The sequence below is a fragment of the Pseudomonas sp. H11T01 genome (genome assembly GCF_048515765.1).
In the GTDB taxonomy this organism is placed as follows: Bacteria; Pseudomonadota; Gammaproteobacteria; order Pseudomonadales; family Pseudomonadaceae; genus Aquipseudomonas.
Map to the genome: position 1 here is coordinate 41,648 of NZ_JBLYED010000015.1, position 24,067 is coordinate 65,714.

Sequence of the window (24,067 nt, forward strand, 5' to 3'; positions counted from 1 at the left end):
GTCCCGTGACCACCATCGCCACCGCTTTTAATACTTTGCCGCTGTCCGCCGCCATGCTGGCTAACCTCGACTCCCTCGGTTATGCCCAGATGACGCCGATCCAGGCGCAAAGCTTGCCGGTGATCCTCAAGGGGATGGACCTGATCGCCCAGGCCAAGACCGGCAGCGGCAAGACCGCGGCCTTCGGTATCGGCCTGCTGAACCCGATCAATCCGCGCTTCTTCGGTTGCCAGGCACTGGTCATTTGCCCGACCCGTGAGCTGGCCGATCAGGTCGCCAAGGAAATCCGTCGCCTGGCCCGCGCCGAAGACAATATCAAGGTGCTGACCCTGTGTGGCGGCGTGTCGTTCGGTCCGCAGATCGGCTCGCTGGAACACGGCGCGCACATCATCGTCGGCACCCCGGGGCGCATCCAGCAGCACCTGCGCAAGGGTTCACTGGTGCTCCACGGCCTGAACACCCTGATCCTCGACGAAGCCGACCGCATGCTCGACATGGGTTTCTATGACTCCATCGAAGAAATCATCGCCCAGTCCCCGGAGCGTCGCCAGACCCTGCTGTTCTCCGCCACCTACCCGGTCGGCATCAAGCAACTGGCATCGAAGTTCATGCGCAACCCGCAGCAAGTGAAGGCCGAGGCGTTCCACGACGACACGCAGATCGAGCAGCGTTTCTACGAAATCTCGCCAGAAGAGCGCATGGACGCGGTGGTCAAAGTCCTCGCGCATTTCCGTCCACAGTCCACTGTAGCGTTCTGCTTCACCAAGCAGCAGGTGCAGGAAACTGTTGATCACCTGACCGCCAAAGGCATTTCCGCCGTCGGCCTGCATGGCGATCTGGAACAGCGTGATCGTGATCAGGTGCTGGCGATGTTCGCCAACCGCAGTACTTCGGTACTGGTCGCCACCGACGTCGCCGCTCGCGGTCTGGACATTGATGCACTGGACATGGTGGTCAACGTCGAACTGGCCCGCGACTCGGAAATTCACATTCACCGCGTCGGCCGTACCGGTCGTGCTGGTGAGAAAGGCATTGCGATCAGTCTGGTCGCGCCGTCCGAAGCCCATCGCGCTCAGGCCATCGAACAGCTGCAGAAATCGCCGCTGAGCTGGGATCAACTGGACAACCTGATCTCCCAGGGCGGCGCCCCGCTGCTGCCGGCCATGAGCACCCTGTGCATCGGTGCTGGCCGCAAAGACAAGGTTCGCCCAGGCGACATCCTCGGCGCGCTGACCGGCGATGCCGGTATTCCGGGTGCCCAGGTCGGCAAAATCGCGATCTTCGACTTCCAGGCCTATGTAGCCGTAGATCGCAGCATCGCCAAGCAGGCTGTGCAGCGTTTGAGCGAAGGCAAAATCAAAGGCCGCTCGTTGCGCGTACGGATTTTGTAAGGATCTTCAATCCAACGAAGATCCAGTGTGGGAGCGGCGGTGCGGCGTTCCGACTTGCTCGCGATAGCGGTCTGGCAGTCAGCATCAATGTTGAATGTTAGTCACTCATCGCGAGCAAGCCCGCTCCCACATTAGATTTGTGGCGGCAACATAGATGGAGTCTGACTGGCTCCGTTAGCAGATCTGAAATTTGTATGAGGACACCGTTTTGCGCTCTACCGAAGTCGTGATCATTGGCGCTGGCGCCGCAGGTTTGATGTGTGCACTGACCGCTGCCGGGCGTGGGCGCAAGGTGATGTTGATCGACCATGCGAACAAGGCTGGCAAGAAAATCCTGATGTCGGGCGGTGGGCGCTGCAATTTCACCAACATGTACACCGAACCGAACAATTTTCTCTCGCAGAACGAGCATTTTTGCAAATCCGCTCTCGCCCGCTACACCCAGTGGGATTTCATCGGGCTGGTGGCCAAGCACGGCGTGCCCTACCACGAGAAAAAACTCGGTCAATTGTTCTGCGATAACAAATCCAGCGACATCCTCAGCATGCTGCTCGAGGAGTGCGAACAGGTCGGCGTCAGCCTGCACCTGGACACCTCGATCCAGCAGATCGAAAAACTTGAAAGCGGCTACCTGCTGGAAACCACCCTGGGGCAGTTGACCTGCGAATCCCTGGTGATCGCCACCGGCGGCCTGTCGATTCCAACACTCGGTGCTACCGGTTTCGGTTATCAGGTGGCCAAACAATTTGGCCATGACCTGCTGCCCACCCGCGCCGGGCTGGTGCCGTTCACCATCACCGATCAGCTCAAAGAGCTGTGCGGCGAGCTGTCCGGCACATCGGTGGATTGCCTGGTGAGCTGCAACGATCAGAGCTTTCGCGAGAACATCCTGTTCACCCACCGCGGCCTCAGTGGCCCGGCCATTTTGCAGATTTCCTCGTATTGGAATTCGGGCGACACCGTGGAAATCAACCTGCTGCCCGATCACGACGTGCCAAGCTGGCTGCAACAGCAACAGGCCGAACGTCCCAACAGCGAACTGAAAACCCTGCTCGGTGAGCTTTTCACCAAGAAGATGGCCAACCTGTTGGCCGAACACTGGTTCGCTTCCAAGCCGATGAAGCAATACACCCACGCTGAATTGGCCGATATCGCCGAAAAACTGGCGAGCTGGAAACTGGTCCCGGCCGGCACCGAAGGCTATCGCACGGCAGAAGTGACCCTGGGTGGCGTCGACACCCGCGAGGTTTCGTCGAAGACCATGGAATCACTGAAAAGCCCGGGCCTGTATTTCATCGGCGAAGTGCTGGACGTCACCGGCCATCTGGGCGGTTTCAACTTCCAATGGGCCTGGGCTTCCGGCTACGCTGCTGCGCAGTACGCCTGACCCTCAGAAGTACACAAATCTAATGTGGGAGCGGGCTTGCTCGCGATGAGGCCATAACATTCAACATTGATGTTGACTGCCAGACTGCTATCGCGAGCAAGCCCGCTCCCACACTGGATCGGTGATGTTTTATGGATTGCATTCCAAATGCCAACCTCACCAAGGACGGAACAGATTTTGCTGTCAGATGTGATCGACGCCATTGCGTCGTCGTCATTACTGGCTCAATTTAGCTGCATTGCCCCGGAAGGCCCTCGCACTTCATGTCATCGACCTCGTTTCGTCAGTCTCTGCGTCGCCTCTGGGCGCTGGATAAATTCAGCTACAGCGTGCGGGTGTTCATCGCCCTGACCGGCAGCATGGCACTGTGTTGGTATCAGGATGAAATGGGGCTGCTGATCCCGTTATTCCTGGGAATTATCGCCAGCGCCCTGGCCGAGACCGACGACAGTTGGCAAGGTCGTCTGAATGCTTTGGCCGTGACTCTGGTCTGCTTCAGCGTCGCAGCACTTTCTGTCGAGCTGTTATTCCCCTACCCCCTAATCTTTGTAGCTGCCCTGGCGCTCGCCAGTTTCGGCCTGACCATGCTCGGTGCCTTGGGCGAGCGCTATGGGGCGATTGCGTCAGCAACACTGATTCTCTCGGTCTACACCATGATCGGCGTGGACCAGCGCGGCGGTGCGGTCACCGACTTTTGGCATGAGCCGGTGCTGCTGGTGGCCGGTGCCGCCTGGTATGGACTGCTATCGGTGGTGTGGCAGGCACTGTTTTCCAACCAGCCAGTGCAACAGAGCCTGGCCCGGTTGTTCCGGGAGCTGGGGTATTACCTGAAGCTGAAGTCGTCGCTGCTCGAGCCGATCCGGCAGATGGACGTCGAGGCGCGGCGTCTGGAACTGGCCCAGCAAAACGGCCGGGTCGTCGCAGCGCTCAACGCCGCCAAGGAAATCATCCTGCACCGGGTCGGCAACGGCCGGCCGGGCTCGAAAGTCAGCCGCTACCTGAAACTGTACTTCCTCGCTCAAGACATCCACGAACGCGCCAGCTCTTCCCATTACCCCTACAACGCGCTGGCCGAAGCCTTTTTCCACAGCGACGTGCTGTTCCGTTGTCAGCGCCTGCTACGCCAGCAAGGCAAGGCCTGCCGGGAGCTGGCGCAGACTATCCAGTTGCGCCAGCCGTTTGTGTATGACGCCAGCTTCGCCGAAGCACTGAGCGACTTGCACGCCTCTCTCGAACACCTGCGCATCCAGAGCAATCCGGCCTGGCGTGGCCTGCTGCGTTCTTTGCGCGCGTTAGCCGCGAACCTTGGCACCCTCGACCGGCTGATTAGCGATGCGAGTAACCCGGACACCCTGGCCGAAGCAACCGACAGCAGCCTGCTAGACCGTTCGCCGCGCAACCTCAAGGATGTCTGGACCCGCCTGCGCACCCAGCTGACACCGACGTCGCTGCTGTTCCGTCACGCCCTGCGTTTGCCCCTGGCCTTGAGCATCGGCTACGGCATGGTGCATTTGATTCACCCGTCCCAGGGTTACTGGATCATCCTCACCACACTGTTCGTCTGCCAGCCGAACTACGGCGCGACCCGGCGCAAGCTTGGCCAGCGGATCATCGGCACGGCGATCGGCTTGACCATGGCCTGGGCACTGTTCGATCTGTTCCCGAGCCCCTTGATCCAGTCGCTGTTCGCCATCGCTGCCGGGGTGGTGTTCTTTATCAACCGCACCACCCGTTACACCCTGGCCACCGCGGCGATCACCTTGATGGTGCTGTTCTGCTTCAACCAGGTTGGCGATGGTTATGGGCTATTCCTGCCACGACTGCTCGATACCTTGCTCGGCAGCTTGATTGCGGGCCTGGCGGTGTTCCTGTTCCTGCCGGACTGGCAAGGTCGACGCTTGAACAAAGTGCTGGCCAATACCCTGACCTGCAACAGCATCTATCTGCGGCAAATCATGCAGCAATACGCCGCCGGCAAAAGTGACGATCTGGCGTATCGCCTGGCCCGGCGCAATGCCCACAACGCCGATGCGGCGCTGTCGACCACCCTGGCCAACATGCTGATGGAGCCAGGGCATTTTCGGAAGGAAGCCGACGTCGGTTTCCGCTTCCTGGTGCTCTCCCACACCTTGCTCAGCTACCTCTCGGGCCTCGGTGCCCACCGTGAAACCCAGTTACCAAGCGAGGTGCGCGAGCATTTGATCGACGGCGCGGGGGTCAGACTGGCGGCGAGCATCGACGAAATCGCCCAGGGACTGGCGAGCAAATTGCCGATCGCGATTCAGAGCGATGAGGAGGAGGCGCTGGCCAATGAGCTGGAACAGATGCCCGATGAAATCGATGAAGGCCAACGGTTGGTACAAACCCAACTGGCACTGATCTGCCGCCAACTCGGCCCGTTGCGGACGTTGGCGGCGCATCTGATCAAGGATACGAGCGAGGATTAAGCAGGATCACAGATCCTTCCTACATCCCATGCTGCCTCAGCAACCGGTCATAACTCCCATCGGCCTTCATCGCCGCTATCTCCCGGTCGAAACCGGCGACGATCTGTTGATGCTCAGGGTTCTTCAGGCTGACCAGAATGTGCAGGCTGTTTTCGCTCAGTGGCTTGGGTAAAAACTCCACCGAGTTGCGCACTCGCGGTGACTCGCGGGCCAGGTAGTAACGCGCGACGTATTCATCCTCCAGGGTCAACTTCACGCGGTCGGCAGCCAGCATGCGTACCGCCATCGAGAAGTTGTGCACCGGCACTTTCTGCAAATCCGGATCGTCGTCGAACGCCGACGAATAGGCATAACCGCGCACCACGGCAATCGGATACTCATGCAGTTGCTGCAAATTGTCGTATTCGATCGGCACATCCTTACGCTTGATAAAGCGCACCCGGTTTAGCAGATACTCACCGGAAAATTGTCCGAATTGGGTCCGCGCTTCATTGAACCAGGCATTCACCAGCACGTCGTAACGCCCTTCGCCAACACCCTGCAAGGCTCTGGCCCAAGGCACTTGTTCGAACTCACTGGCATAGCCGGCCCGCGCCAGGGCAGTACTGACGATATCGGTGGCTAGTCCGCCATTGACCAACGTGGCGTCGGTAAAGGGTGGCCAGGCATCGGCGACCAAACGTAATTTTTCCGCATAAACGCTCTGACCCAGCAAGAGCAATCCAATCAAAGCAACGGCTCGATGCAATCGCGGCATGCTAAAACATCCTTAGCGGGCGGGTTGCCCAGCGTGTTTTTAGCCAAAACTCGTAAGCCAGTTTGCCGGTAAGCGGCCACAACTCCGGTCCTGACATTAGCTCATAAGAGCCTCTGCGAAGAGCCAGGAAGCAGATTACACAAAGAAGACAGTGCCGAGCAAAATGAATGATGGCAATTTGATTGCGTTCACATAAACGACCTTTGCCGCCAGCAGACATCCGTTTGAAGGGCGCTTAGTATCAAAGCCAGAGTTCTTACAGGATGAAGAGATGACAATCGATTGGGTCTGCAAACATCACAGCGATCTGGGCAAGGAGCAGTTGTACGCCATTTTGCAATTGCGCACAGAAGTCTTCGTTGTCGAACAGAAATGCGCCTATCAGGAAGTCGATGGCCAGGATCTGGAAGGCGACACCTGCCATCTGATGGCTTGGGACGGTGACCAGCTGGTGGCGTACTTGCGTTTGCTCGACCCGATTTCCCAAGGTGGTGATGTGGTCATAGGCCGGGTGGTGATCGCGCCAGAAGCACGAGGCAAAGGGCTTGGTCATGAACTGATGAGCCACGCCTTGAAGCAGGCTGAAAAGTATTGGCCTGAAATGCCAATTTATCTTTCGGCCCAGGCGCACTTGCAGGGTTATTACGGGCGGTATGGGTTTGTCGTGGTGGGTGAGGAATATCTTGAAGATGATATTCCGCATATCGGGATGCGTCGTGCTTGAGGTGTCCTTGAGTCTTGCGCCTGACTCAGGATACACCCCTCACCCCAGCCCTCTCCCCAAGGGGGAGAGGGAGCAGATCGGTGTTGCTTGCGAAACGTATGTTCGACTCAATCTTTAAGGTCGCAGTAACTCTAAAGAACATCGCCAATCAGTCCCCTCGCCCCTCTGGGGGAGAGGGCTAGGGTGAGGGGTGTTCTCAAGGCAAGCGAGAGCTCAGGGATACCCAAGCACCGCTTTGATCCGCCCCAGATTCTGCGTAATCCAGCCTTTATCGATCGCACCCCAACTGTGAATCTGATAACGCCCGGCATGGTTGCGAGCACCATCCTGTTGCTCAAACTCACAGATGATATCCAGATCCGCCAGCGCCGCGATGGTGTCCTGGGCCGTGCGTCGCGGCATGCCGGTGACTTCGGTGAGCGCCGGGACGCTGCTGGCCAGCTGACTGTCGATCAGATAAGCCACATACAGGCGGCGGTAAAAGCTGCTCTTGGTCTTGCTCACGTCCATTCACACACTCCTTGTTGGTAACCGCTATGGGGTCACAACAGTCTTGCCCTGCATGTCCCGGTACGTCAGGTAAATCCGCAGGTCGAATTCCAATTGGTGATAGCCCGGCAGCATGTGCTCGCAGAGCTGATAGAACGCCTTGTTGTGGTCGGACTCTTTGAAGTGTGCCAGTTCATGCACCACGATCATGCGCAAAAACTCCGGCGCCGCGTCCTTGAACAGGGACGCGATGCGGATCTCCTTCTTGGCCTTGAGCTTGCCACCCTGCACCCGAGAAATCGCCGTGTGCAGGCCCAGGGCACGGTGGGTCAGGTCCAGACGGTTATCGAACAGCACTTTATCGATGGCCGGCGCGTTGCGCAGATGCTCCTGCTTCAAGGCCAGGGCATAGCTGTACAGCGCCTTATCGCTCTGCACCGCGTGCTTATGTGGATAACGCTGACTCAGGTAGTCACCCAGCCGATCTTGCGCGATCAGCTGGCGCACCTGTTCTTGCAAGGCGGCGGGATAGGCCTGGAGGTATTTCAGCGCGGTCATGGGGCGGCAACACAGTTACGAAAGGTCACCAGTGTAGCGAATTCGGTCCCCCAGCGCGCTCCAGTCAAACGGCTGCGCAAAGCGGCTGGCGTCACTGGCCGTCAGCGGATGCGTCACCAGATAACCTTGTACGTATTCACAACCATGGGCCTGCAACCACTGATACTGCTCAAGGGTTTCCACGCCTTCAGCAATCACCAGTAAACCAAACTGCTTGCCCAGATGGATAACGCCACTGGCCATCGCGGCATCGCGCGGCGAGTCGTGCAGGCGAGCGATCAACTGCCGATCGAGCTTGAGGGTATCGAGCTCCAGATCGCGCAGTTGAGCCAGGGAGCAGTTGCCCACACCAAAATCATCGAGCGCGACCCGCACCCCGAGATTGCGCAACAGCCGCAACTGTTTGCGCGACTCATCGAGGTTTTGCATCAAGGCATCCTCGGTCACTTCCACTTCCAGGTGTTGCGGCCGCAAGCCATGGCGCTCGAGCACCTGACGCAGTTCGGTGACCAGGTTGGGCATGGCGAACTGGCTGCTGCTCAGGCTGACGCAGAGCACCAGGTCATCAGCAAAAATGCTCTCCCAGGCACGCCGCTGAGCGGCGCTCTGTTGGTAGATCCAGCTGCCCAGACGGCTGATCAACCGCGTCTCCTCCAGCAACGGCAAGAACAGTCCCGGCGGCACATCACCGACACTCGGATGCTGCCAGCGCAACAAGGCTTCGAAGCCGCGCAGGCGACCATCACTGACCGCCACCTGGGGCTGATACACCAGGTTGAAATCCTTGTTCTCGATCGCTGAACGCACGCTTTCCTCAAGCATCAAACGCGAGCGCGCACGGCCATTCATCTCGTGATCGTAGAACCGATACTGCTGGCGCCCCGCGCGCTTGGCTTCGTACATGGCGATATCGGCCGCCCGCAGCAAGCCATCGAGGTTGGAGCCGCAGTCGGGGTACGTGGCGATGCCGATGCTCGCGCCGAGTGCCATGTCCATACCTTCGATTTGCTGACAGATCGACACTCGCTCAATCAGCTTTTCCGCAATTTTCGCCGCCTGTTCGGGGAACTCAAGATCGAGTAGCGCGGTGAACTCATCGCCGCCCATACGCGCCAGAATGTCGAAGGGGCGCAAACACGCCTTCAATTGCTCGGACACCCAGCGCAGCACCAGATCCCCGGCATCGTGCCCCAGGGAATCATTGACGCGCTTGAAGCCGTCAAGATCCAGATACAACAGCACAGAAGTCGTGTCCGAACGCTCGCTGCGCAGCAGCAGGTTCTCTACGGTCTGATAAAAGCCGCGACGGTTGAGCAACCCGGTCAACGGATCAGTGACGGCCTGAAACTCAAGCTGCTGATGCAGATGGCGCACCACCGACATGTCCAGCACGGTCACCACCATAGCTTTCTGCTCGGCCGGCAATGGCGCGCATGACAGCGCCACAGGCAACGGCTGACCGGGAAGGGTACGCAGCATGGCATCGTGCAAGCGCCAGGTTTCGCCGCGCCGATAGCCGGAATAAAGCTCTGAATCGGCCCAATTGGACACATGGGGGTTTTGCAGGAAACGCAGAAACTCCGCGCCTTGCAGCTCGGCTACCGTGGCATCGAGCAGGCGCGAGATCGCCGGATTGGCAAAGCGGATGATCCCCTCCTCATCCACCACCAGAATCCCTTCCGCCGCGTTATCCAGCACCGAGGCATTAAACGCCCGCGCAACTTCCAGATCATGACTCAGGCACTGCAAGGTTCGGCGATTGCGCTGATGTTCCAGCAATGCCTGGACTTTCGGTTTGAGAATTTGCGGGTCGAACGGTTTTAACAGGTAATCGACTGCACCGCTGGCATAGCCCTTGATCACGGCGTCCTGGGACTGCTCGTTGGCGGAGAGGAAAATGATCGGGGTCAGTCGAGTACGCTGGCTGCCGCGCATCAAGCGCGCCACTTCAAAGCCATCCATGCCCGGCATCTGCACATCCAGCAGCACCAGGTCGACTTCATGTTCGAGTAATAAGCCCAGCGCCTCGACCCCGGAGGCGGCTGTCATGACGTGCCAGTCCTGCCGTTGTAACAGCGCACGCATGCTGATCAAATTTTCGGGATAGTCATCAACTATCAAAAGGACTGAGCGGACTTCACCTGGCTTGGGTTGCGCGCATTCCATGCTGCTTCTCTTATCAAGGTGTCATGCCGGTAACCGGAGGGGTAACCGGACAAATACTAAGCCTTCACTCTAGCCTCGATCTGAGAAAGCAGTAGGTGTCATCAGGCCATCATTTAACCAAACCCTCGGGAACCCGACTAACGGTAAGCTCCACAACCCCCGCAAACCGGGAAAGATGGCATTTCACCAGAAGGTTGACGTCAACTATCTGCCAGATGAACTTAACAAAAAACTGTTCAACGCTTATAAGTACCGCCCTCTAAAGTGCGAGCTAAAGCCTCTGGCTACTCGCGTGCAGCATGAATTCGTAGAAGGCTTGAATATGATCGATCTGGCAAGCTGGAATCTGAGCGTTCCCGTCGGCAGCCCCCCGGCCACCATCGAAACCTCCAAACTGGTGGATGGTTTCAAGGATCAGTACTTCAATTCAGAATCCGGCACCCTGTTTTTCTGGGCACCCGTGACCGGTTCACGCACCGAAAATGCCAAATTTCCGCGTACCGAATTGCGCGAAACCTACTCCAACGGCACCTTGCACAACTGGCTCTATCCCGACGCCGACAATCTGTTGCGTGCCACCCTGGTGGTGAATCAGGTGCCGTCCTCGGGCAAAATCGTCATCGGTCAGATCCACGCCTACAACAGCCAGAAACCGCTGGTGAAGGTCGAGTACCAATACAAGGAAAGCACTCAAAGCGGCAACATCGTCGCCAAAGTGCGCATGCACCCTGATGACGACGAAGGCCGGGTGATCAACATCGCCCAAAACGTGAAACTCGATAGGGAGTTCTCCTACCAGATCCACCTCGGCCGCAGCGGTGCCCTGAGCATCGCTGCGGCGGGTTATCAGTGGGATACCAAGATCAGCGCTACCTGGCGCGACAAACCGCTGTACTTCAAGGCCGGGGTTTATGTGCAGGACAACACCGGCTACAAAAGCGAAGGCGGGAAAGTGACATTCTCCAAGCTGGATATTGATCACAATAAGTAGTGATGAATCTTGGGTAACCAATGTCCGATCGTTCCCACGCGCCGCAAAGGAGTGCAGCCCGTGACGCTCTGCGTCACATTCAAGAGCAATGGGATGGACTCCTCCTCACCTCGGCATCTTGAGTGCCAGACTGAAAGTGCGAACCACAGTCAACAGTGAGAAGGAGTCCACACATGAAGCTTATGCGAATTGGGGTCGACCTGGCCAAGAACGTGTTTCAGATCCACGGCGTGGATTGCCATGAGAAGCCGGTCTGGCGGCAGCGCCTGCCGCGTGATCGCTGGCTGCAAACGGTGTTGGAGAAAATCGAACCTGGTTGTGAGATCGGCATGGAGAGTTGCGGTGGGGCCCATCACTGGGCACGGCAGCTACAAACCCGCGGATTTCGGGTGAAGTTGATCGCACCGCAGTTCGTCAAACCGTACGTAAAGAGCAATAAGAACGATGCCAACGATGCCGAGGCGATCTGCGAAGCGATGAGCCGCCCCAGCATGCGCTTCGTCGCCATCAAGACCATTGAGCAACAGGATATCCAGGCGACGCATCGCATCCGGGCCGGCTTGATCGAACAGCGGACAGCCAAGGCCAATCAGATTCGCGGGCTGATCGCCGAGTACGGCCTTGTTGCCCCAAAAGAATTACGGATGTTACGCCGTGCGATACCGTGCTGGCTGGAAGATGCGGATAACGGCTTGACGGTACGCTTGCGTCGTTTGCTGGATGGTTTGTGGGGCGACCTTTGCACACTGGATAAGCGTGTGGGTGAGCTCGATGATGAGATATCCGCAATCGCGGCAAGCGAGCCGCCTGCCGTGCGCTTGCAGCAATTACGCGGTGTCGGCCCAATGATCGCCACCGCGCTCGTCGTCGCTCTCGGTGATGCCCGTCAGTTTTCCAATGGCCGACAGTTTGCCGCCTCGCTGGGACTGACACCGAGGCAACACAGTTCTGGCGGTAAGGATCGACTGCTCGGTATCAGCAAGCGTGGTGATGCCGATCTGCGAACGCTGATGATCCACGGTGCACGATCGGCGCTGCGCACGGCCAAATCCAAAGACGATCGACTCAGCCAGTGGGCTGTTCGTTTAGCCGAGCGATCGCATCCCAATGTGGCCGCTATTGCGCTGGCCAACAAAACTGCACGCATGGCCTGGGCGATGCTGCGCAATGACACGGATTACCAACCGGATAAGGCTGCGGCCTGATCTACAAAACTGTCGCGTCCAACGAGTAAACAAACTGCCTGTCAAAATTGCGAAGCAACTCTAACGATGGCAAACCGGTCGAACCGGCGTCGGCAAAACCCGCAAGCGTCCTGGTGCTAAAGAGCACGTAAGAGCGATTGGGAGCTGGCGCGCGAATAGCCCATCATGGCCCTGCATCGAAACGATGCCGCAGTCAGAGGCCGAATATACGTGTGCAGTCGGCACGGGCGCCAAAGTGAAGGGGGCTTGCAATGAGGAGGAGTCCATATACGGACGCTGAGCGTCCAGTGAGGCATTCCTTTGCGGCGCGTGGGAACGATCTGAAATCAGCCCTTCGGGTTGCACCCCCACAACCCGCCGCTTATAGTTCGCCCCGTCTGCTGGCTCCGGTCAGCGACAGGGTTTCGCAGCCCTTACAGATACGTGTTGTGCCCAAGCATCATAAAAAGTAACGACGGTCGCTTCAGCGCCCGAAGTCCGTTTTATGGTGGCTGTGTGTGGGAGACCTTCGGGTCTGCCGGGTTCCTCGTATCCTCGGTCTGCGAACCCGCACACAGCTACCACCCAATTCGTTTCGCAGTGAATGGTGGCAGTTCTTCTTTTGATACGAGGAGATATACCTATGACCAGTCAACATCCGCCCCACCGCTTCATCCCTTTCACCAACATCGTCACCGACGTCCCGGTCCTGATGATCGATAGCCATGCCCCGCTACGCGACCTGCACGCCTGCGTCAGCGAACGCCTGCACACCGTCCTCAACTACCTGACCCTAATGGCCTGCACCAACCTGCCCGACTACGCCGAGCGAGACATCAACACCGTCACCAACGTCGCTCGCCTGATGATCCAGGACATCAGCGATGTGTTTGGGGTGATTGAACAGCGAGGGCTTGAGCCAAAGTGAAGTAAGCAGTTGATCGTTCCCACGCGCAGCAAAGGAATGCAGCCCGTGACGCCCCGCGTCACTGCCGAAGCGGACGCAGAGCGTCCAGTGAGGCATTCCCACGCAGGAGCGTGGGAATGATCGGGCTGGTGTTCCGCCCATAAAAAAACCCGCATCTCTGCGGGTTTTTTATTAACGCTATAAAACGCTGTGGTCTTAGTTAACCTTGGCGTTCAACTCACCTTTGGCGTAACGCTGGAACATCGCTTCCAGAGAGATCGGTTTGATCTTCGAACCATTGCCCGCGGTACCGAAGGCTTCGTAACGGGCGATACACACGTCACGCATCGCGGTCACGGTAGCGCCGAAGAATTTGCGTGGATCAAATTCGCTCGGGTTGGTGGCCATCAGGCGGCGCATGGCGCCAGTCGATGCCAGGCGCAGGTCGGTGTCGATGTTGATCTTGCGCACGCCGTGCTTGATGCCTTCGACGATTTCTTCAACCGGTACACCGTAGGTTTCTTTGATGTCGCCGCCGTACTGGTTGATGATCGCCAGCCACTCTTGCGGAACCGAAGAAGAACCGTGCATCACCAGGTGGGTGTTAGGGATGCGTTTGTGGATTTCTTTGATGCGGTCGATGGCCAACACGTCGCCAGTAGGTGGCTTGGTGAACTTGTAAGCGCCGTGGCTGGTACCAATGGCGATGGCCAGGGCGTCAACCTGAGTGCGCTTGACGAAGTCAGCGGCTTCTTCCGGGTCGGTGAGCATTTGGCTGTGATCGAGCACGCCTTCTGCGCCGATGCCGTCTTCTTCACCGGCCATGCCGGTTTCCAGCGAACCCAGGCAGCCCAGCTCGCCTTCTACCGAAACGCCGCAGGCGTGAGCCATGGCCACGGTTTGTTGGGTCACACGGACGTTGTAGTCGTAGTCAGTCGGAGTCTTGCCATCTTCACCCAGGGAGCCGTCCATCATCACCGAGCTGAAGCCCAGTTGAATGGAGCGCTGGCAAACGTCAGGGCTGGTACCGTGGTCTTGGTGCATGCACACCGGGATATGCGGGAATTCTTCGATCGCGGCCAGGATCAGGTGGCGCAGGAAGGGTGCACCGGCGTATTTGCGCGCACCGGCGCTAGCCTGGACGATCACCGGGGAGTCAGTCTTGTCAGCGGCTTCCATGATGGCGCGCATCTGCTCAAGGTTGTTGACGTTGAAGGCTGGAACGCCGTAGCCGTATTCGGCTGCGTGGTCCAACATCTGGCGCATGCTGATAAGTGCCATTAGGTGTGTATCTCCCGGTTGAGGGTCGTTAATCGTGCAAGCCTGCCGTAGCGGCGGCTGCTATTCAAGTTATTGCAGATCGGGGGTAAGCCCTGGCTGCCAATTCGGTAAGGCATAAACTTTAGAGCCAACACAGTTCTAGTGTGGGAGCGGGCTTGCTCGCGATTGCATTCTCACAGTCAACATCTCTGTTGAATGTGCTGCCCTCATCGCGAGCAAGCCCGCTCCCACATTAGATCTCTCAAACTCCAATCCCGTATTCGTCTCTGGCCTACAGCGCTTTACAACCGCGCCCGATCAAATCGTTGGTGGCGACCCAGTAAACCAGGCCTTCCTCACCTTTTATATGAAACGCCAGCATGTCATTGCTGTACAGCGAGCCCGAGCCGCTTGGTTCAAGCTTCAAGCGATACACCTGATCGGCGCCGCCCAGACGTAAATCGACTTCCTTGCGGCTGCTGTCGGTGTAACGCCAGACCACTTGCGCCTGACTGTCGCAGCTCCAGGTTGTCCAGTCTTCCTGCTGCGGCGACTCAAACAGGTGCAGATTGGCGCAACCTGCAAGCAATGCCAGCGCCGCCACGGCAATAAAGCCTTTCATTGGTGCTCCTCGACTTGCGACTCATCGCCGCAAGCACAGCGAGTTACTGGATCTGACCCGTCAAGGGCAACCATGTTCCTTGGCCTTGGGAGGAGTCTCGTATTTGTCCAACCCCTCGGGCCCCGAGCGCTTGTTGATCACTGGAGCGGTTTCGGCCTGCCAATCGGCCTGATAGCAGCCGTTTTGCGACTCGCCCGCTGCAGGTTCAGGTTTGGCCTGCGGGGTACTCCCGCAGCCAGCCAGCACACCCGCGAAGATCAACAGTGGTAACGTCTTGACCATGTGAATATTCCTTTTTCAGGTCAGATCAACCTTTACGCTTTCGCGCGGCTTTCCAGCACTTCAACGGCTGGCAGCACTTTGCCCTCGACGAACTCGAGGAATGCGCCACCGCCGGTAGAAATGTAGGAGATTTGCTCGGCAACGCCATATTTATCGATGGCTGCCAGAGTGTCACCACCACCGGCAATGGAGAATGCCGAGCTCTCGGCGATGGCCTTGGCCAGGGTTTTGGTGCCGTTACCGAACTGGTCGAATTCAAATACACCGACCGGACCGTTCCACAGAATGGTCTTGGACGACTTCAGCAGCTCAGCGAAGTGCGCAGCGGTTTGCGGACCGATGTCCAGAATCATGTCGTCTGCGGACACGTCGGCGATCAGCTTGACAGTGGCCACAGCGCTTTCAGCGAATTCCTTGGCAACAACGACGTCGACCGGCAACGGCACGCTGACTTTAGCGGCGATGGCGCGGGCGGTGTCCAGCAGGTCGGGCTCGTACAGCGACTTGCCAACCGGGTGACCGGCGGCCGCGAGGAAGGTGTTGGCGATGCCGCCGCCAACGATCAGCTGGTTGCAGATCTGGCTCAGGCTGTTGAGCACGTCGAGTTTGGTCGACACCTTGGAGCCGGCAACGATGGCGGCCATTGGCTGGGCCGGCGCGCCGAGGGCTTTGCCCAGTGCGTCCAGCTCGGCAGCCAGCAATGGGCCGGCGGCGGCGACTTTGGCGAACTTGGCCACGCCGTGGGTCGAGCCTTCAGCGCGGTGAGCGGTGCCGAAGGCGTCCATCACGAACACGTCGCACAGGGCAGCGTATTGTTGGGCCAGTTCATCGGCGTTCTTTTTCTCGCCTTTGTTGAAGCGCACGTTCTCGAACAACACGATGTCGCCGGCTTTGACGTCGACGCCACCCAGATAATCGGACACCAGCGGCACTTCGCGGCCCAGGGCCTTGCTCAGGTAATCAGCAACCGGCTTGAGGCTGTTCTCAGCCGAGAATTCGCCTTCGGTCGGACGGCCAAGGTGCGAGCAGACCATCACGGCCGCGCCTTTTTCCAAGGCCAGCTTGATGGTCGGCAGCGAAGCCAGGATTCGCGCATCGCTGGTGACAACACCGTCCTTGACTGGGACGTTGAGGTCTTCGCGGATCAGTACGCGCTTACCTTGCAGATCGAGGTCGGTCATCTTCAACACGGTCATGGGTCGCAATTCCTGGTTTACGGTTTTTGGTGGACGACTTGCAGGTAATGTTCTGCAACGTCGAGCATGCGGTTGGCAAAACCCCATTCATTGTCGAACCAGGCCAGTACGTTCACCAACCGAGGGCCGGAAACGCGGGTCTGACTGGCATCGACAATCGCCGAATGAGGGTCATGATTGAAATCACAACTGGCGTGAGGCAACTCGGTATAAGCCAGAAGGCCTTTGAGCGGGCCGTGAGTGGCGGCCTCGCGCAGAATCCGGTTGACCTCAGTGGCGTCGGTATCACTGACGGTTTGCATGGTGATATCCAGGCAGGACACGTTAACCGTCGGCACTCGCACTGCTTTGGCCTGAATTCGCCCGGCAAGTTCCGGCAACAGCCGTTCGATGCCACGCGCCAGACCCGTGGACACCGGAATCACAGACTGAAACGCCGAACGGGTGCGGCGCAGATCTTCGTGGTGATAGGCATCGATCACTGGCTGGTCGTTCATCGCCGAGTGAATGGTGGTGATCGATACGTATTCCAGGCCAATGGCCTGATCCAGCAAACGCAACAGCGGCACACCACAGTTGGTGGTGCAGGAAGCGTTGGACACCAGCAGTTCGTCGCCGGTCAGGCAATCCTGATTCACACCGTAGACGATGGTGGCGTCGACATCTGCCTCGCTGGCCATCGGTTGGGAAAACAGTACCCGTGGCGCGCCGGCCGCAAGGAAACGCTGGCCGTCTTCGCGAGTGTGGTAAGCGCCCGAGCATTCGAGCACCAGATCGACACCGAGCGCAGCCCAGTCGATACCTTCGGGGGTGGCACTGCGCAGAACCTTCACGCAGTCGCCATTAATATGCAGACAATCGCCGTCGATCCTCACCTCACCGGGAAAACGCCCGTGGGTGGAGTCAAAGCGTGTCAGGTATTCAATGCTGGCCATGTCAGCCAGATCGTTGATTGCAACAATTTCAAACCCGGCAGCCGCCCCTCGCTCGAACAAAGCACGCAAGACGCAACGACCAATCCGGCCGTAGCCGTTGAGTGCAACTTTGTAAGGACGCGGTTGAGGCATGGGGTTCTCGATAATGCGCAGCAGACGATTTTTTATATACATCGCAAGTCCCCGTAGGAGCTGCCGCAGGCTGCGATCTTTTCGGGCTCACCACCTATCCCGACAAAGATCAAAAGATCGCAGCCTGCGGCAGCTCCTACAGGGGACCGCAGCGGTCACAAGAACCGCCGCGTTCGCGTTTTTAGTCTTCCAGCAACTCTTCAGCCTGACCCAGGATGTTTTCCAGGGTGAAACCGAACTCTTCGAACAAGGCAGACGCAGGCGCCGACTCGCCGTAGGTGGTCATGCCGATCACGCGACCTTCCAGGCCCACGTACTTGTACCAGTAGTCCGCGTGAGCGGCTTCGATAGCGATACGGGCGCTGACCTGCAGCGGCAGAACCGCTTGTTTGTAGCCGGCATCCTGAGCATCGAAGACGCTGGTGCATGGCATCGAAACCACGCGCACCTTGCGGCCTTGTTCAGTCAGTTTGTCGAAGGCTTGAACGGCCAGACCGACTTCCGAACCGGTGGCGATCAGGATCAGCTCAGGCTCGCCTGCGCAGTCCTTGAGCACGTAACCACCGCGGTTGATCAGCTCGATCTGCACCGCGTCACGGGTTTGGTGCTGCAGGTTCTGACGGGAGAAGATCAGTGCCGACGGACCGTCGTCACGCTCCAGCGCGCATTTCCAGGCCACGGCCGATTCAACGGCATCGGCTGGACGCCAGGTGTCGAGGTTCGGCGTGCAACGCAGGCTGGACAGTTGCTCGATCGGCTGGTGAGTCGGGCCGTCTTCGCCCAGACCGATGGAGTCGTGGGTGTAGACGTAGATCACGCGTTTCTTCATCAACGCGGACATGCGCACGGCGTTGCGGGCGTATTCCATGAACATCAGGAAAGTCGCGCCGTAAGGCACCAGACCGCCGTGCAGCGTCACGCCGTTCATGATCGCGCTCATGCCGAACTCGCGAACGCCGTAGTACATGTAGTTGCCGCTGGCGTCTTCGGCCGAAACACCTTTGCAACCTTTCCACAGGGTCAGGTTGGAACCGGCCAGGTCAGCGGAGCCGCCCAGCAGTTCCGGCAGCAGCGGACCATAAGCATTCAATGCGTTCTGGCTGGCTTTACGGCTGGCGATGGTTTCGCCTTTGGCCGCCACTTCAGCGATGTAGGCCGCAGCTTTCTCGGAGAAGTCAGCCGGCAGTTCGCCGCTCAGACGACGGATCAACTCGTTGGCCAGCTCAGGGAACTCAGCGGAGTAAGCCGCGAAACGCTGGTCCCACTCGGCTTCGGCAGCAGCGCCAGTTTCTTTGGCGTCCCACTCGGCATAGATGTCAGCCGGGATTTCGAACGGGCCGTAGTTCCACTTCAGTGCTTCACGGGTCAAGGCGATTTCCGCGTCGCCCAGTGGGGCACCGTGGCAGTCTTCCTTGCCTTGCTTGTTCGGCGAACCGAAACCGATGGTGGTCTTGCAGCAGATCAGCGTCGGCTGCTCGCTTTTGCGCGCCGTGTCGATGGCGATCTTGATTTCTTCCGGGTCGTGACCGTCGACGTTGCGGATCACTTGCCAGTTATAGGCTTCGAAACGCTTGGGGGTGTCGTCGGTGAACCAGCCTTCGACTTCGCCGTCGATGGAGATGCCGTTGTCATCGTAGAAGGCAATCAGTTTACCCAGGCCCAAGGTACCGGCCAGGGAGCTGACTTCGTGGGAAATGCCTTCCATCATGCAGCCATCACCCAGGAACACGTAGGTGTGGTGGTCGACAACGTTGTGGCCAGGACGGTTGAACTGCGCCGCCAGGACTTTTTCTGCCAAGGCGAAACCGACAGCGTTGGCCAGACCCTGACCCAGCGGGCCGGTGGTGGTCTCAACGCCTGGGGTGTAGCCGTATTCCGGGTGACCCGGGGTGCGGCTGTGCAGTTGGCGGAACTGTTTCAGGTCATCGATCGACAGGTCGTAGCCGGTCAGGTGCAGCAGCGAGTAGATCAACATCGAGCCGTGACCGTTGGACATGATGAAGCGGTCACGGTCGGCGAACGATGGATTGCTCGGGTTGTGCTTGAGGTAGTCACGCCAAAGTACTTCGGCGATATCCGCCATACCCATAGGGGCGCCGGGATGGCCGCTGTTGGCTTTTTGCACAGCATCCATGCTGAGGGCACGAATGGCGTTGGCACGCTCACGACGGCTGGGCATCGCTGATCTCCTGGGGGCTGAATAAAACGAAACGGAAAAAAGGCGAGCATTTTCCCCCAGCGGACGGCCTTGGGGCAATGATAGATAGTCACTCAAGCGACTTTTTCCTGTGGATAAACGCCCAATCTCTTGATGAAACCATTCTGCTATTCGTTTACAGAGTGAACCCGCCCCCGGGAAGTGCCATTTATCGAGCAATATCAAAACTTTTTGATATTGCTCTTGCGAGGATTTCGGACCCTCACTAGACTGCCAGCCCTATGAACCTACGCGTGCCTTCCGTTCGCCATGACGAATCCGATGAGCTGGCTGCCCTGTGCAAAGCCGGCGGCGATCCGTTACGACTGAATGTATTGCGCGCGCTGGCCAACGATTCGTTCGGCGTGCTGGAACTGGCGCAGATCTTCGCCATCGGCCAATCCGGCATGAGCCACCATTTGAAGGTGTTGGCCCAGGCTGACCTGGTGGCGACCCGCCGTGAAGGCAACGCGATTTTCTATCGTCGCGCCCTGCCCCACACCGAGTTGCTGGGCGGCAAGCTGCACGCAGCCCTGCTCGATGAAGTGGATAACCTGACCCTGCCCGCCGATGTGCGGTCACGGATCGCTCAGGTCCATGGGCAACGGGCCGCGGCCAGCCAGGACTTCTTCTCACGGGTCGCGGAGAAATTTCGTGCCCAGCAAGACTTGATCGCTGGCTTGGCGCAGTACCGCGAAAGCGTGCTGGCGCTGCTCGACAAGTTGAGTTTCAGCGACGACGCAACAGCCATTGAAGTCGGCCCTGGCGACGGAGGTTTTCTGCCAGAGCTGGCGCAACGTTTCAGCCAGGTCACGGCGCTGGACAACAGCCCGGCAATGCTCGAGCTAGCGCGCCAGGTCTGTGAACGTGAATCACTGACTAATGTCAGCCTGCAACTGGCCGATGCATTGAATGGCGTGAGCCTTCAGGCCGATTGCGTGGTACTGAACATGGTGCTGCACCATTTCGCAGCACCGGCCGATGCGCTCAAGCACATGGCCAAATTGCTGCAACCAGGCGGTAGCCTGTTAGTGACAGAGTTGTGTAGCCACAACCAAAGTTGGGCCAAGGAGGCCTGCGGTGATCTTTGGTTGGGTTTTGAACAGGACGATTTGGCCCGTTGGGCCACCGCTGCGGGACTCGTTCCCGGGGAAAGCCTCTATGTAGGCTTACGTAATGGTTTCCAGATCCAGGTCCGCCACTTTCAGCGACCGGCTGGCGACACTCACCATCGGTAAACTCAGGAAACATCGAGATGAGCGAATACTCCCTTTTCACCTCCGAGTCCGTGTCTGAAGGGCATCCGGACAAAATCGCCGACCAGATTTCTGATGCGGTGCTGGACGCCATCATTGCTGAAGACAAGTTCGCCCGTGTGGCGTGCGAGACTCTGGTGAAAACCGGCGTAGCGATCATCGCTGGCGAAGTCACCACTTCGGCCTGGGTTGACCTCGAAGACATCGTCCGTAAAGTCATCATCGACATCGGCTACGACAGCTCCGACGTCGGCTTCGACGGTGCAACCTGCGCGGTGATGAACATCATCGGCAAGCAGTCGGTAGACATCGCCCAGGGCGTTGACCGCAGCAAGCCAGAAGATCAAGGCGCTGGCGACCAGGGCCTGATGTTCGGCTACGCCAGCAACGAAACCGACGTGCTGATGCCAGCGCCGATCACCTTCTCTCACCAGTTGGTGCATCGCCAGGCCGAAGCCCGCAAATCCGGCCTGCTGCCATGGCTGCGTCCGGACGCCAAATCCCAGGTCACTTGCCGTTACGAAAACGGCAAGGTGGTGGGCATCGACGCGGTCGTTCTGTCGACCCAGCACAACCCGGAAGTGTCTTACAAAGACCTGCGCGAAGGCGTGATGGAGCTGATCGTCAAGCACGCGCTGCCAGCCGAACTGCTGCACAAAGACACCCAGTTCCACATCAACCCGACTGGCAACTTCATCATCGGTGGCCCAGTGGGCGACTGCGGCCTGACCGGTCGCAAGATCATCGTCGACACCTACGGCGGCATGGCTCGTCATGGTGGTGGCGCGTTCTCCGGTAAAGATCCATCGAAGGTTGACCGCTCCGCCGCTTACGCCGGTCGTTACGTGGCCAAGAATATCGTCGCTGCCGGCCTGGCCGAGCGTTGCGAGATTCAGGTTTCCTACGCTATCGGTGTCGCTCAACCGACTTCGATCTCGTTGAACACCTTCGGCACCGGCAAGATCAGCGACGAGAAGATCATCAACCTGGTCCGCGAGTGCTTCGATCTGCGTCCCTACGCGATCACCACCATGCTCGACCTGCTGCACCCGATGTACCAGGAAACCGCAGCCTACGGCCACTTCGGTCGTACGCCAGAAGTGAAGACTGTCGGCGACGACACCTTCACCACGTTCACCTGGGAAAAAACCGACCGCGCCGACGCCCTGCGCGCTGCTGCCGGTTTGTAATCGCTCTTGAGCTGCACCAAAAGCCCCGCACGGTTCGCCCTGCGGGGCTTTTTCATGCGTGTAATTCCTGTGATGGAGCGCGGCCCAAAAAGATGGCGACCCGTTACCTGGCGGCGGACACACCCAGCAAAATACCCGCCCCGCTCCATCGCCAATCCCGACCTAGCCTTAAGCACCCCAACCCGAGCAAGGATGCTCACGATGCTGCCCACTCTGCGTCTGTTAATCGGCTTATGGCTGACCCTCTATTACCTGAACGCCAACGCGAATACTTGCCCCGATTGGCCACCCACCCGCGCTGCGGACGAAATCAGCATCCTCCAACAACACATCGATCGCTGGGACGATAACTACCACCGGCAAGGTCGCGCCCTGATCGCCGACGATCTTTACGATCAATCCCGTGCCCGACTCACACAATGGCGTGCGTGTTTTCCCCTGACTAACGAACCATTGGACAATCCCTTGCGCACGGCACGGGGTGCGATTGCCCATCCCGTCCCGCATACCGGCCTGGAAAAACTCGCCGACAGCCGAGCCGTCGAAACCTGGCTCAAGAGCCGCAACGACGTATGGGCTCAGCCCAAAGTCGACGGTGTGGCAGTGACGCTGGTATATCGCCAAGGCCAACTGGAGCAGGCGATCAGCCGCGGTGACGGTCTCCACGGGCAAGACTGGACAGCCTCGGCTCGCAAAATCGACGCTATTCCCAAACAACTGCCTAAGCCGCTGGACCTGCTGCTTCAAGGCGAACTCTATTGGCGCCTCACCGACCATGTGCAGGCCAAAGCTGGCAGCCTCAATGCCCGCAGTACCGTCGCCGGACTGATGGCGCGCAAGGAACTCAACGCCGACGAGGCTTCTGATATTGGATTGTTCGTCTGGGACTGGCCGCAGGGCCCGGCCACCCTGCCCGAACGACTGGAGGGCCTGAAGGCGCTGGGTTTTGTGCAGAGCACGCAATACAGCCAACCAGTTGCAGGTTTCGCCGATGCCGAACAATGGCGCGAGCACTGGTATCGCACACCCCTGCCGTTTGCCAGCGATGGCGTGGTACTGCGCCAGAGTCAGCGTCCACCCGCGCAGCGCTGGCAGGCCAAAACACCCTATTGGAGCGCGGCCTGGAAATACCCGTTCGCCCAAACGTTGGCAGAAGTGCGCAAAGTACATTTCAAGATCGGTCGCACCGGGCGAATCACCCCGGTGCTGGAACTCAAACCGGTGGCGCTGGATGACCGGCAGATCAAACGTGTGAGTGTCAGCTCACTGCAGCGCTGGCAAGCGCTGGCAAGCGCTGGCAAGCGCTGGATATTCGCCCGGGTGATCAGGTCGCAATCAGCCTCGCGGGCTTGACCATCCCCCGCCTCGACGGCGTAGTTTCGCGCAGTGCGGATCGCCCGGAGGTGGTCGTACCACGGGCGGGGGACTTTCATCACCTGAGTTGCTGGCAGCCTGTGCCGGGGTGTGAGAGCCAGTTTCTGGCACGCTTGACTTGGCTCAGTGGCAAACAGGGACTCGCGTTGCAACATATTGGCCCCGGCACCTGGGAAAAACTGATCAGCGCCGGGCGCATCAACAGCCTGCTCGATTGGTTGACCCTCGATGCGCAAGAGCTTGCTAACATTGACGGCTTCGGCGAGCGCAGCAGCGCCCGCCTGTTAAGTAGTTTACACAGCGCCAGGCAACGCCCTTTTGAACGCTGGCTGAAAGCCTTGGGCCTGCCGTCGACAGCTGACGCCAGCCTCGCAGGCCCGTGGCAGTCACTGGCAGCAAGAAGCACCGAACAATGGCAGACCGAAGCCGGGATCGGCCCGGGACGCGCCGCGCAATTGAGCGCTTTTTTCCGCGACCCGCAGGTACTGGCCTTGAGTGAAGAATTACGCACTGCCGGGATTGATGGCTTTTAGACCCGGCAGTTTTGAACCCGAAGGGTGCAGATGGGCGCCAACGGCGCACCTGCATGCCGATCTGATTGCGATTTTTTTCGCGGAGCCTT

At 58.8% G+C, this 24,067-nt stretch carries 19 protein-coding genes and 1 pseudogene; 10 read left to right on the plus strand and 10 right to left on the minus strand.

Annotated features, from left to right (window positions below):
• Window positions 1-53 precede the first annotated feature (53 nt).
• The 3 genes from dbpA (at window position 54) to yccS (ending at window position 5,225) form a co-directional block, all read left to right on the plus strand.
• The gene (dbpA, locus tag ACN1C3_RS20165) at window positions 54-1,391 is read left to right on the plus strand and encodes an ATP-dependent RNA helicase DbpA (protein ID WP_419117651.1); all 1,338 of its coding nucleotides are present in this window, start codon (window positions 54-56) and stop codon (window positions 1,389-1,391) included.
• 208 nt (window positions 1,392-1,599) lie between these two features.
• Complete coding sequence (locus ACN1C3_RS20170) at window positions 1,600-2,778, plus strand: NAD(P)/FAD-dependent oxidoreductase (RefSeq protein ID WP_419117527.1); 1,179 nt, start codon at window positions 1,600-1,602, stop codon at window positions 2,776-2,778.
• Window positions 2,779-3,041: 263 nt separating this feature from the next.
• Window positions 3,042-5,225, plus strand: coding sequence for a YccS family putative transporter (yccS, locus tag ACN1C3_RS20175; RefSeq protein ID WP_419117528.1), 2,184 nt, complete (start codon window positions 3,042-3,044; stop codon window positions 5,223-5,225).
• A 19-nt stretch (window positions 5,226-5,244) separates the two neighbouring features.
• Here yccS and ACN1C3_RS20180 read toward each other — a convergent pair whose 3' ends face one another.
• Entirely contained in the window at window positions 5,245-5,982 is a 738-nt protein-coding gene (locus tag ACN1C3_RS20180) for a substrate-binding periplasmic protein (RefSeq protein WP_419117529.1), read from the minus strand.
• A gap of 271 nt (window positions 5,983-6,253) precedes the next feature.
• Between ACN1C3_RS20180 and ACN1C3_RS20185 the strand changes: the two genes are divergently transcribed.
• The gene (locus ACN1C3_RS20185) at window positions 6,254-6,706 is read left to right on the plus strand and encodes a GNAT family N-acetyltransferase (protein WP_419117530.1); all 453 of its coding nucleotides are present in this window, start codon (window positions 6,254-6,256) and stop codon (window positions 6,704-6,706) included.
• Window positions 6,707-6,919: 213 nt separating this feature from the next.
• Here ACN1C3_RS20185 and ACN1C3_RS20190 read toward each other — a convergent pair whose 3' ends face one another.
• The 3 genes from ACN1C3_RS20190 to ACN1C3_RS20200 are packed head-to-tail and all read right to left on the minus strand — an operon-like array spanning window position 6,920 to window position 9,919.
• The gene (locus tag ACN1C3_RS20190; protein ID WP_419117531.1) at window positions 6,920-7,216 is read right to left on the minus strand and encodes a winged helix-turn-helix domain-containing protein; all 297 of its coding nucleotides are present in this window, start codon (window positions 7,214-7,216) and stop codon (window positions 6,920-6,922) included.
• A 24-nt stretch (window positions 7,217-7,240) separates the two neighbouring features.
• Entirely contained in the window at window positions 7,241-7,753 is a 513-nt protein-coding gene (locus ACN1C3_RS20195) for a M48 family metallopeptidase (protein ID WP_419117532.1), read from the minus strand.
• A gap of 15 nt (window positions 7,754-7,768) precedes the next feature.
• Window positions 7,769-9,919 carry a putative bifunctional diguanylate cyclase/phosphodiesterase gene (locus ACN1C3_RS20200; RefSeq protein ID WP_419117533.1) on the minus strand — a complete coding sequence of 717 codons (2,151 nt, stop codon included), beginning with the start codon at window positions 9,917-9,919 and terminating at the stop codon, window positions 7,769-7,771.
• 322 nt (window positions 9,920-10,241) lie between these two features.
• Here ACN1C3_RS20200 and ACN1C3_RS20205 point away from each other — a divergent pair, with 322 nt between their 5' ends.
• The 3 genes from ACN1C3_RS20205 to ACN1C3_RS20215 all read left to right on the plus strand — a co-directional run bounded on the left by ACN1C3_RS20205 (window position 10,242) and on the right by ACN1C3_RS20215 (window position 13,022).
• Window positions 10,242-10,910, plus strand: a complete 669-nt coding sequence (locus ACN1C3_RS20205; protein ID WP_419117652.1) for a polysaccharide lyase family 7 protein — start codon at window positions 10,242-10,244, stop codon at window positions 10,908-10,910.
• A gap of 173 nt (window positions 10,911-11,083) precedes the next feature.
• Window positions 11,084-12,115, plus strand: coding sequence for an IS110 family transposase (locus tag ACN1C3_RS20210; RefSeq protein WP_419117534.1), 1,032 nt, complete (start codon window positions 11,084-11,086; stop codon window positions 12,113-12,115).
• A gap of 622 nt (window positions 12,116-12,737) precedes the next feature.
• A complete protein-coding gene (locus tag ACN1C3_RS20215; protein ID WP_419117535.1) occupies window positions 12,738-13,022 on the plus strand; it encodes a fructose-bisphosphate aldolase in 285 nt (94 codons plus the stop codon).
• A gap of 195 nt (window positions 13,023-13,217) precedes the next feature.
• Here the strand turns inward: ACN1C3_RS20215 and fba are convergent, their stop codons facing one another.
• The 6 genes from fba to tkt form a co-directional block, all read right to left on the minus strand.
• Entirely contained in the window at window positions 13,218-14,282 is a 1,065-nt protein-coding gene (fba, locus tag ACN1C3_RS20220) for a class II fructose-bisphosphate aldolase (protein ID WP_150644440.1), read from the minus strand.
• Window positions 14,283-14,553: 271 nt separating this feature from the next.
• A complete protein-coding gene (locus ACN1C3_RS20225; RefSeq protein ID WP_419117536.1) occupies window positions 14,554-14,883 on the minus strand; it encodes an MliC family protein in 330 nt (109 codons plus the stop codon).
• A gap of 60 nt (window positions 14,884-14,943) precedes the next feature.
• Window positions 14,944-15,165, minus strand: a complete 222-nt coding sequence (locus ACN1C3_RS20230; RefSeq protein ID WP_419117537.1) for a hypothetical protein — start codon at window positions 15,163-15,165, stop codon at window positions 14,944-14,946.
• A 32-nt stretch (window positions 15,166-15,197) separates the two neighbouring features.
• Window positions 15,198-16,361, minus strand: coding sequence for a phosphoglycerate kinase (locus ACN1C3_RS20235; RefSeq protein WP_419117538.1), 1,164 nt, complete (start codon window positions 16,359-16,361; stop codon window positions 15,198-15,200).
• Window positions 16,362-16,378: 17 nt separating this feature from the next.
• Window positions 16,379-17,428 carry an erythrose-4-phosphate dehydrogenase gene (epd, locus tag ACN1C3_RS20240; protein ID WP_419117653.1) on the minus strand — a complete coding sequence of 350 codons (1,050 nt, stop codon included), beginning with the start codon at window positions 17,426-17,428 and terminating at the stop codon, window positions 16,379-16,381.
• A 181-nt stretch (window positions 17,429-17,609) separates the two neighbouring features.
• Complete coding sequence (tkt, locus tag ACN1C3_RS20245; RefSeq protein ID WP_419117539.1) at window positions 17,610-19,607, minus strand: transketolase; 1,998 nt, start codon at window positions 19,605-19,607, stop codon at window positions 17,610-17,612.
• 260 nt (window positions 19,608-19,867) lie between these two features.
• Between tkt and ACN1C3_RS20250 the strand changes: the two genes are divergently transcribed.
• The 3 genes and pseudogenes from ACN1C3_RS20250 (at window position 19,868) to ligB (ending at window position 23,978) form a co-directional block, all read left to right on the plus strand.
• Window positions 19,868-20,863, plus strand: coding sequence for an ArsR/SmtB family transcription factor (locus tag ACN1C3_RS20250; protein ID WP_419117540.1), 996 nt, complete (start codon window positions 19,868-19,870; stop codon window positions 20,861-20,863).
• Window positions 20,864-20,880: 17 nt separating this feature from the next.
• Window positions 20,881-22,071 carry a methionine adenosyltransferase gene (gene metK, locus ACN1C3_RS20255; RefSeq protein ID WP_419117541.1) on the plus strand — a complete coding sequence of 397 codons (1,191 nt, stop codon included), beginning with the start codon at window positions 20,881-20,883 and terminating at the stop codon, window positions 22,069-22,071.
• Window positions 22,072-22,272: 201 nt separating this feature from the next.
• Window positions 22,273-23,978: pseudogene (gene ligB / locus ACN1C3_RS20260) on the plus strand (NAD-dependent DNA ligase LigB).
• The last annotated feature ends 89 nt before the right edge of the window (window positions 23,979-24,067 follow it).

Excerpts from the sequence above, each read along its gene's own strand:
- dbpA (WP_419117651.1), top strand. The coding sequence starts at position 54 with ATGCTGGCTAACCTCGACTCCCTCGGTTATGCCCAGATGACGCCGATC.
- yccS (WP_419117528.1), top strand. The coding sequence starts at position 3,042 with ATGTCATCGACCTCGTTTCGTCAGTCTCTGCGTCGCCTCTGGGCGCTG.
- ACN1C3_RS20180 (WP_419117529.1), bottom strand. The coding sequence starts at position 5,982 with ATGCCGCGATTGCATCGAGCCGTTGCTTTGATTGGATTGCTCTTGCTG.
- ACN1C3_RS20185 (WP_419117530.1), top strand. The coding sequence starts at position 6,254 with ATGACAATCGATTGGGTCTGCAAACATCACAGCGATCTGGGCAAGGAG.
- ACN1C3_RS20190 (WP_419117531.1), bottom strand. The coding sequence starts at position 7,216 with ATGGACGTGAGCAAGACCAAGAGCAGCTTTTACCGCCGCCTGTATGTG.
- ACN1C3_RS20195 (WP_419117532.1), bottom strand. The coding sequence starts at position 7,753 with ATGACCGCGCTGAAATACCTCCAGGCCTATCCCGCCGCCTTGCAAGAA.
- ACN1C3_RS20200 (WP_419117533.1), bottom strand. The coding sequence starts at position 9,919 with ATGGAATGCGCGCAACCCAAGCCAGGTGAAGTCCGCTCAGTCCTTTTG.
- ACN1C3_RS20205 (WP_419117652.1), top strand. The coding sequence starts at position 10,242 with ATGATCGATCTGGCAAGCTGGAATCTGAGCGTTCCCGTCGGCAGCCCC.
- ACN1C3_RS20210 (WP_419117534.1), top strand. The coding sequence starts at position 11,084 with ATGAAGCTTATGCGAATTGGGGTCGACCTGGCCAAGAACGTGTTTCAG.
- ACN1C3_RS20215 (WP_419117535.1), top strand. The coding sequence starts at position 12,738 with ATGACCAGTCAACATCCGCCCCACCGCTTCATCCCTTTCACCAACATC.
- fba (WP_150644440.1), bottom strand. The coding sequence starts at position 14,282 with ATGGCACTTATCAGCATGCGCCAGATGTTGGACCACGCAGCCGAATAC.
- ACN1C3_RS20225 (WP_419117536.1), bottom strand. The coding sequence starts at position 14,883 with ATGAAAGGCTTTATTGCCGTGGCGGCGCTGGCATTGCTTGCAGGTTGC.
- ACN1C3_RS20230 (WP_419117537.1), bottom strand. The coding sequence starts at position 15,165 with ATGGTCAAGACGTTACCACTGTTGATCTTCGCGGGTGTGCTGGCTGGC.
- ACN1C3_RS20235 (WP_419117538.1), bottom strand. The coding sequence starts at position 16,361 with ATGACCGTGTTGAAGATGACCGACCTCGATCTGCAAGGTAAGCGCGTA.
- epd (WP_419117653.1), bottom strand. The coding sequence starts at position 17,428 with ATGCCTCAACCGCGTCCTTACAAAGTTGCACTCAACGGCTACGGCCGG.
- tkt (WP_419117539.1), bottom strand. The coding sequence starts at position 19,607 with ATGCCCAGCCGTCGTGAGCGTGCCAACGCCATTCGTGCCCTCAGCATG.
- ACN1C3_RS20250 (WP_419117540.1), top strand. The coding sequence starts at position 19,868 with ATGAACCTACGCGTGCCTTCCGTTCGCCATGACGAATCCGATGAGCTG.
- metK (WP_419117541.1), top strand. The coding sequence starts at position 20,881 with ATGAGCGAATACTCCCTTTTCACCTCCGAGTCCGTGTCTGAAGGGCAT.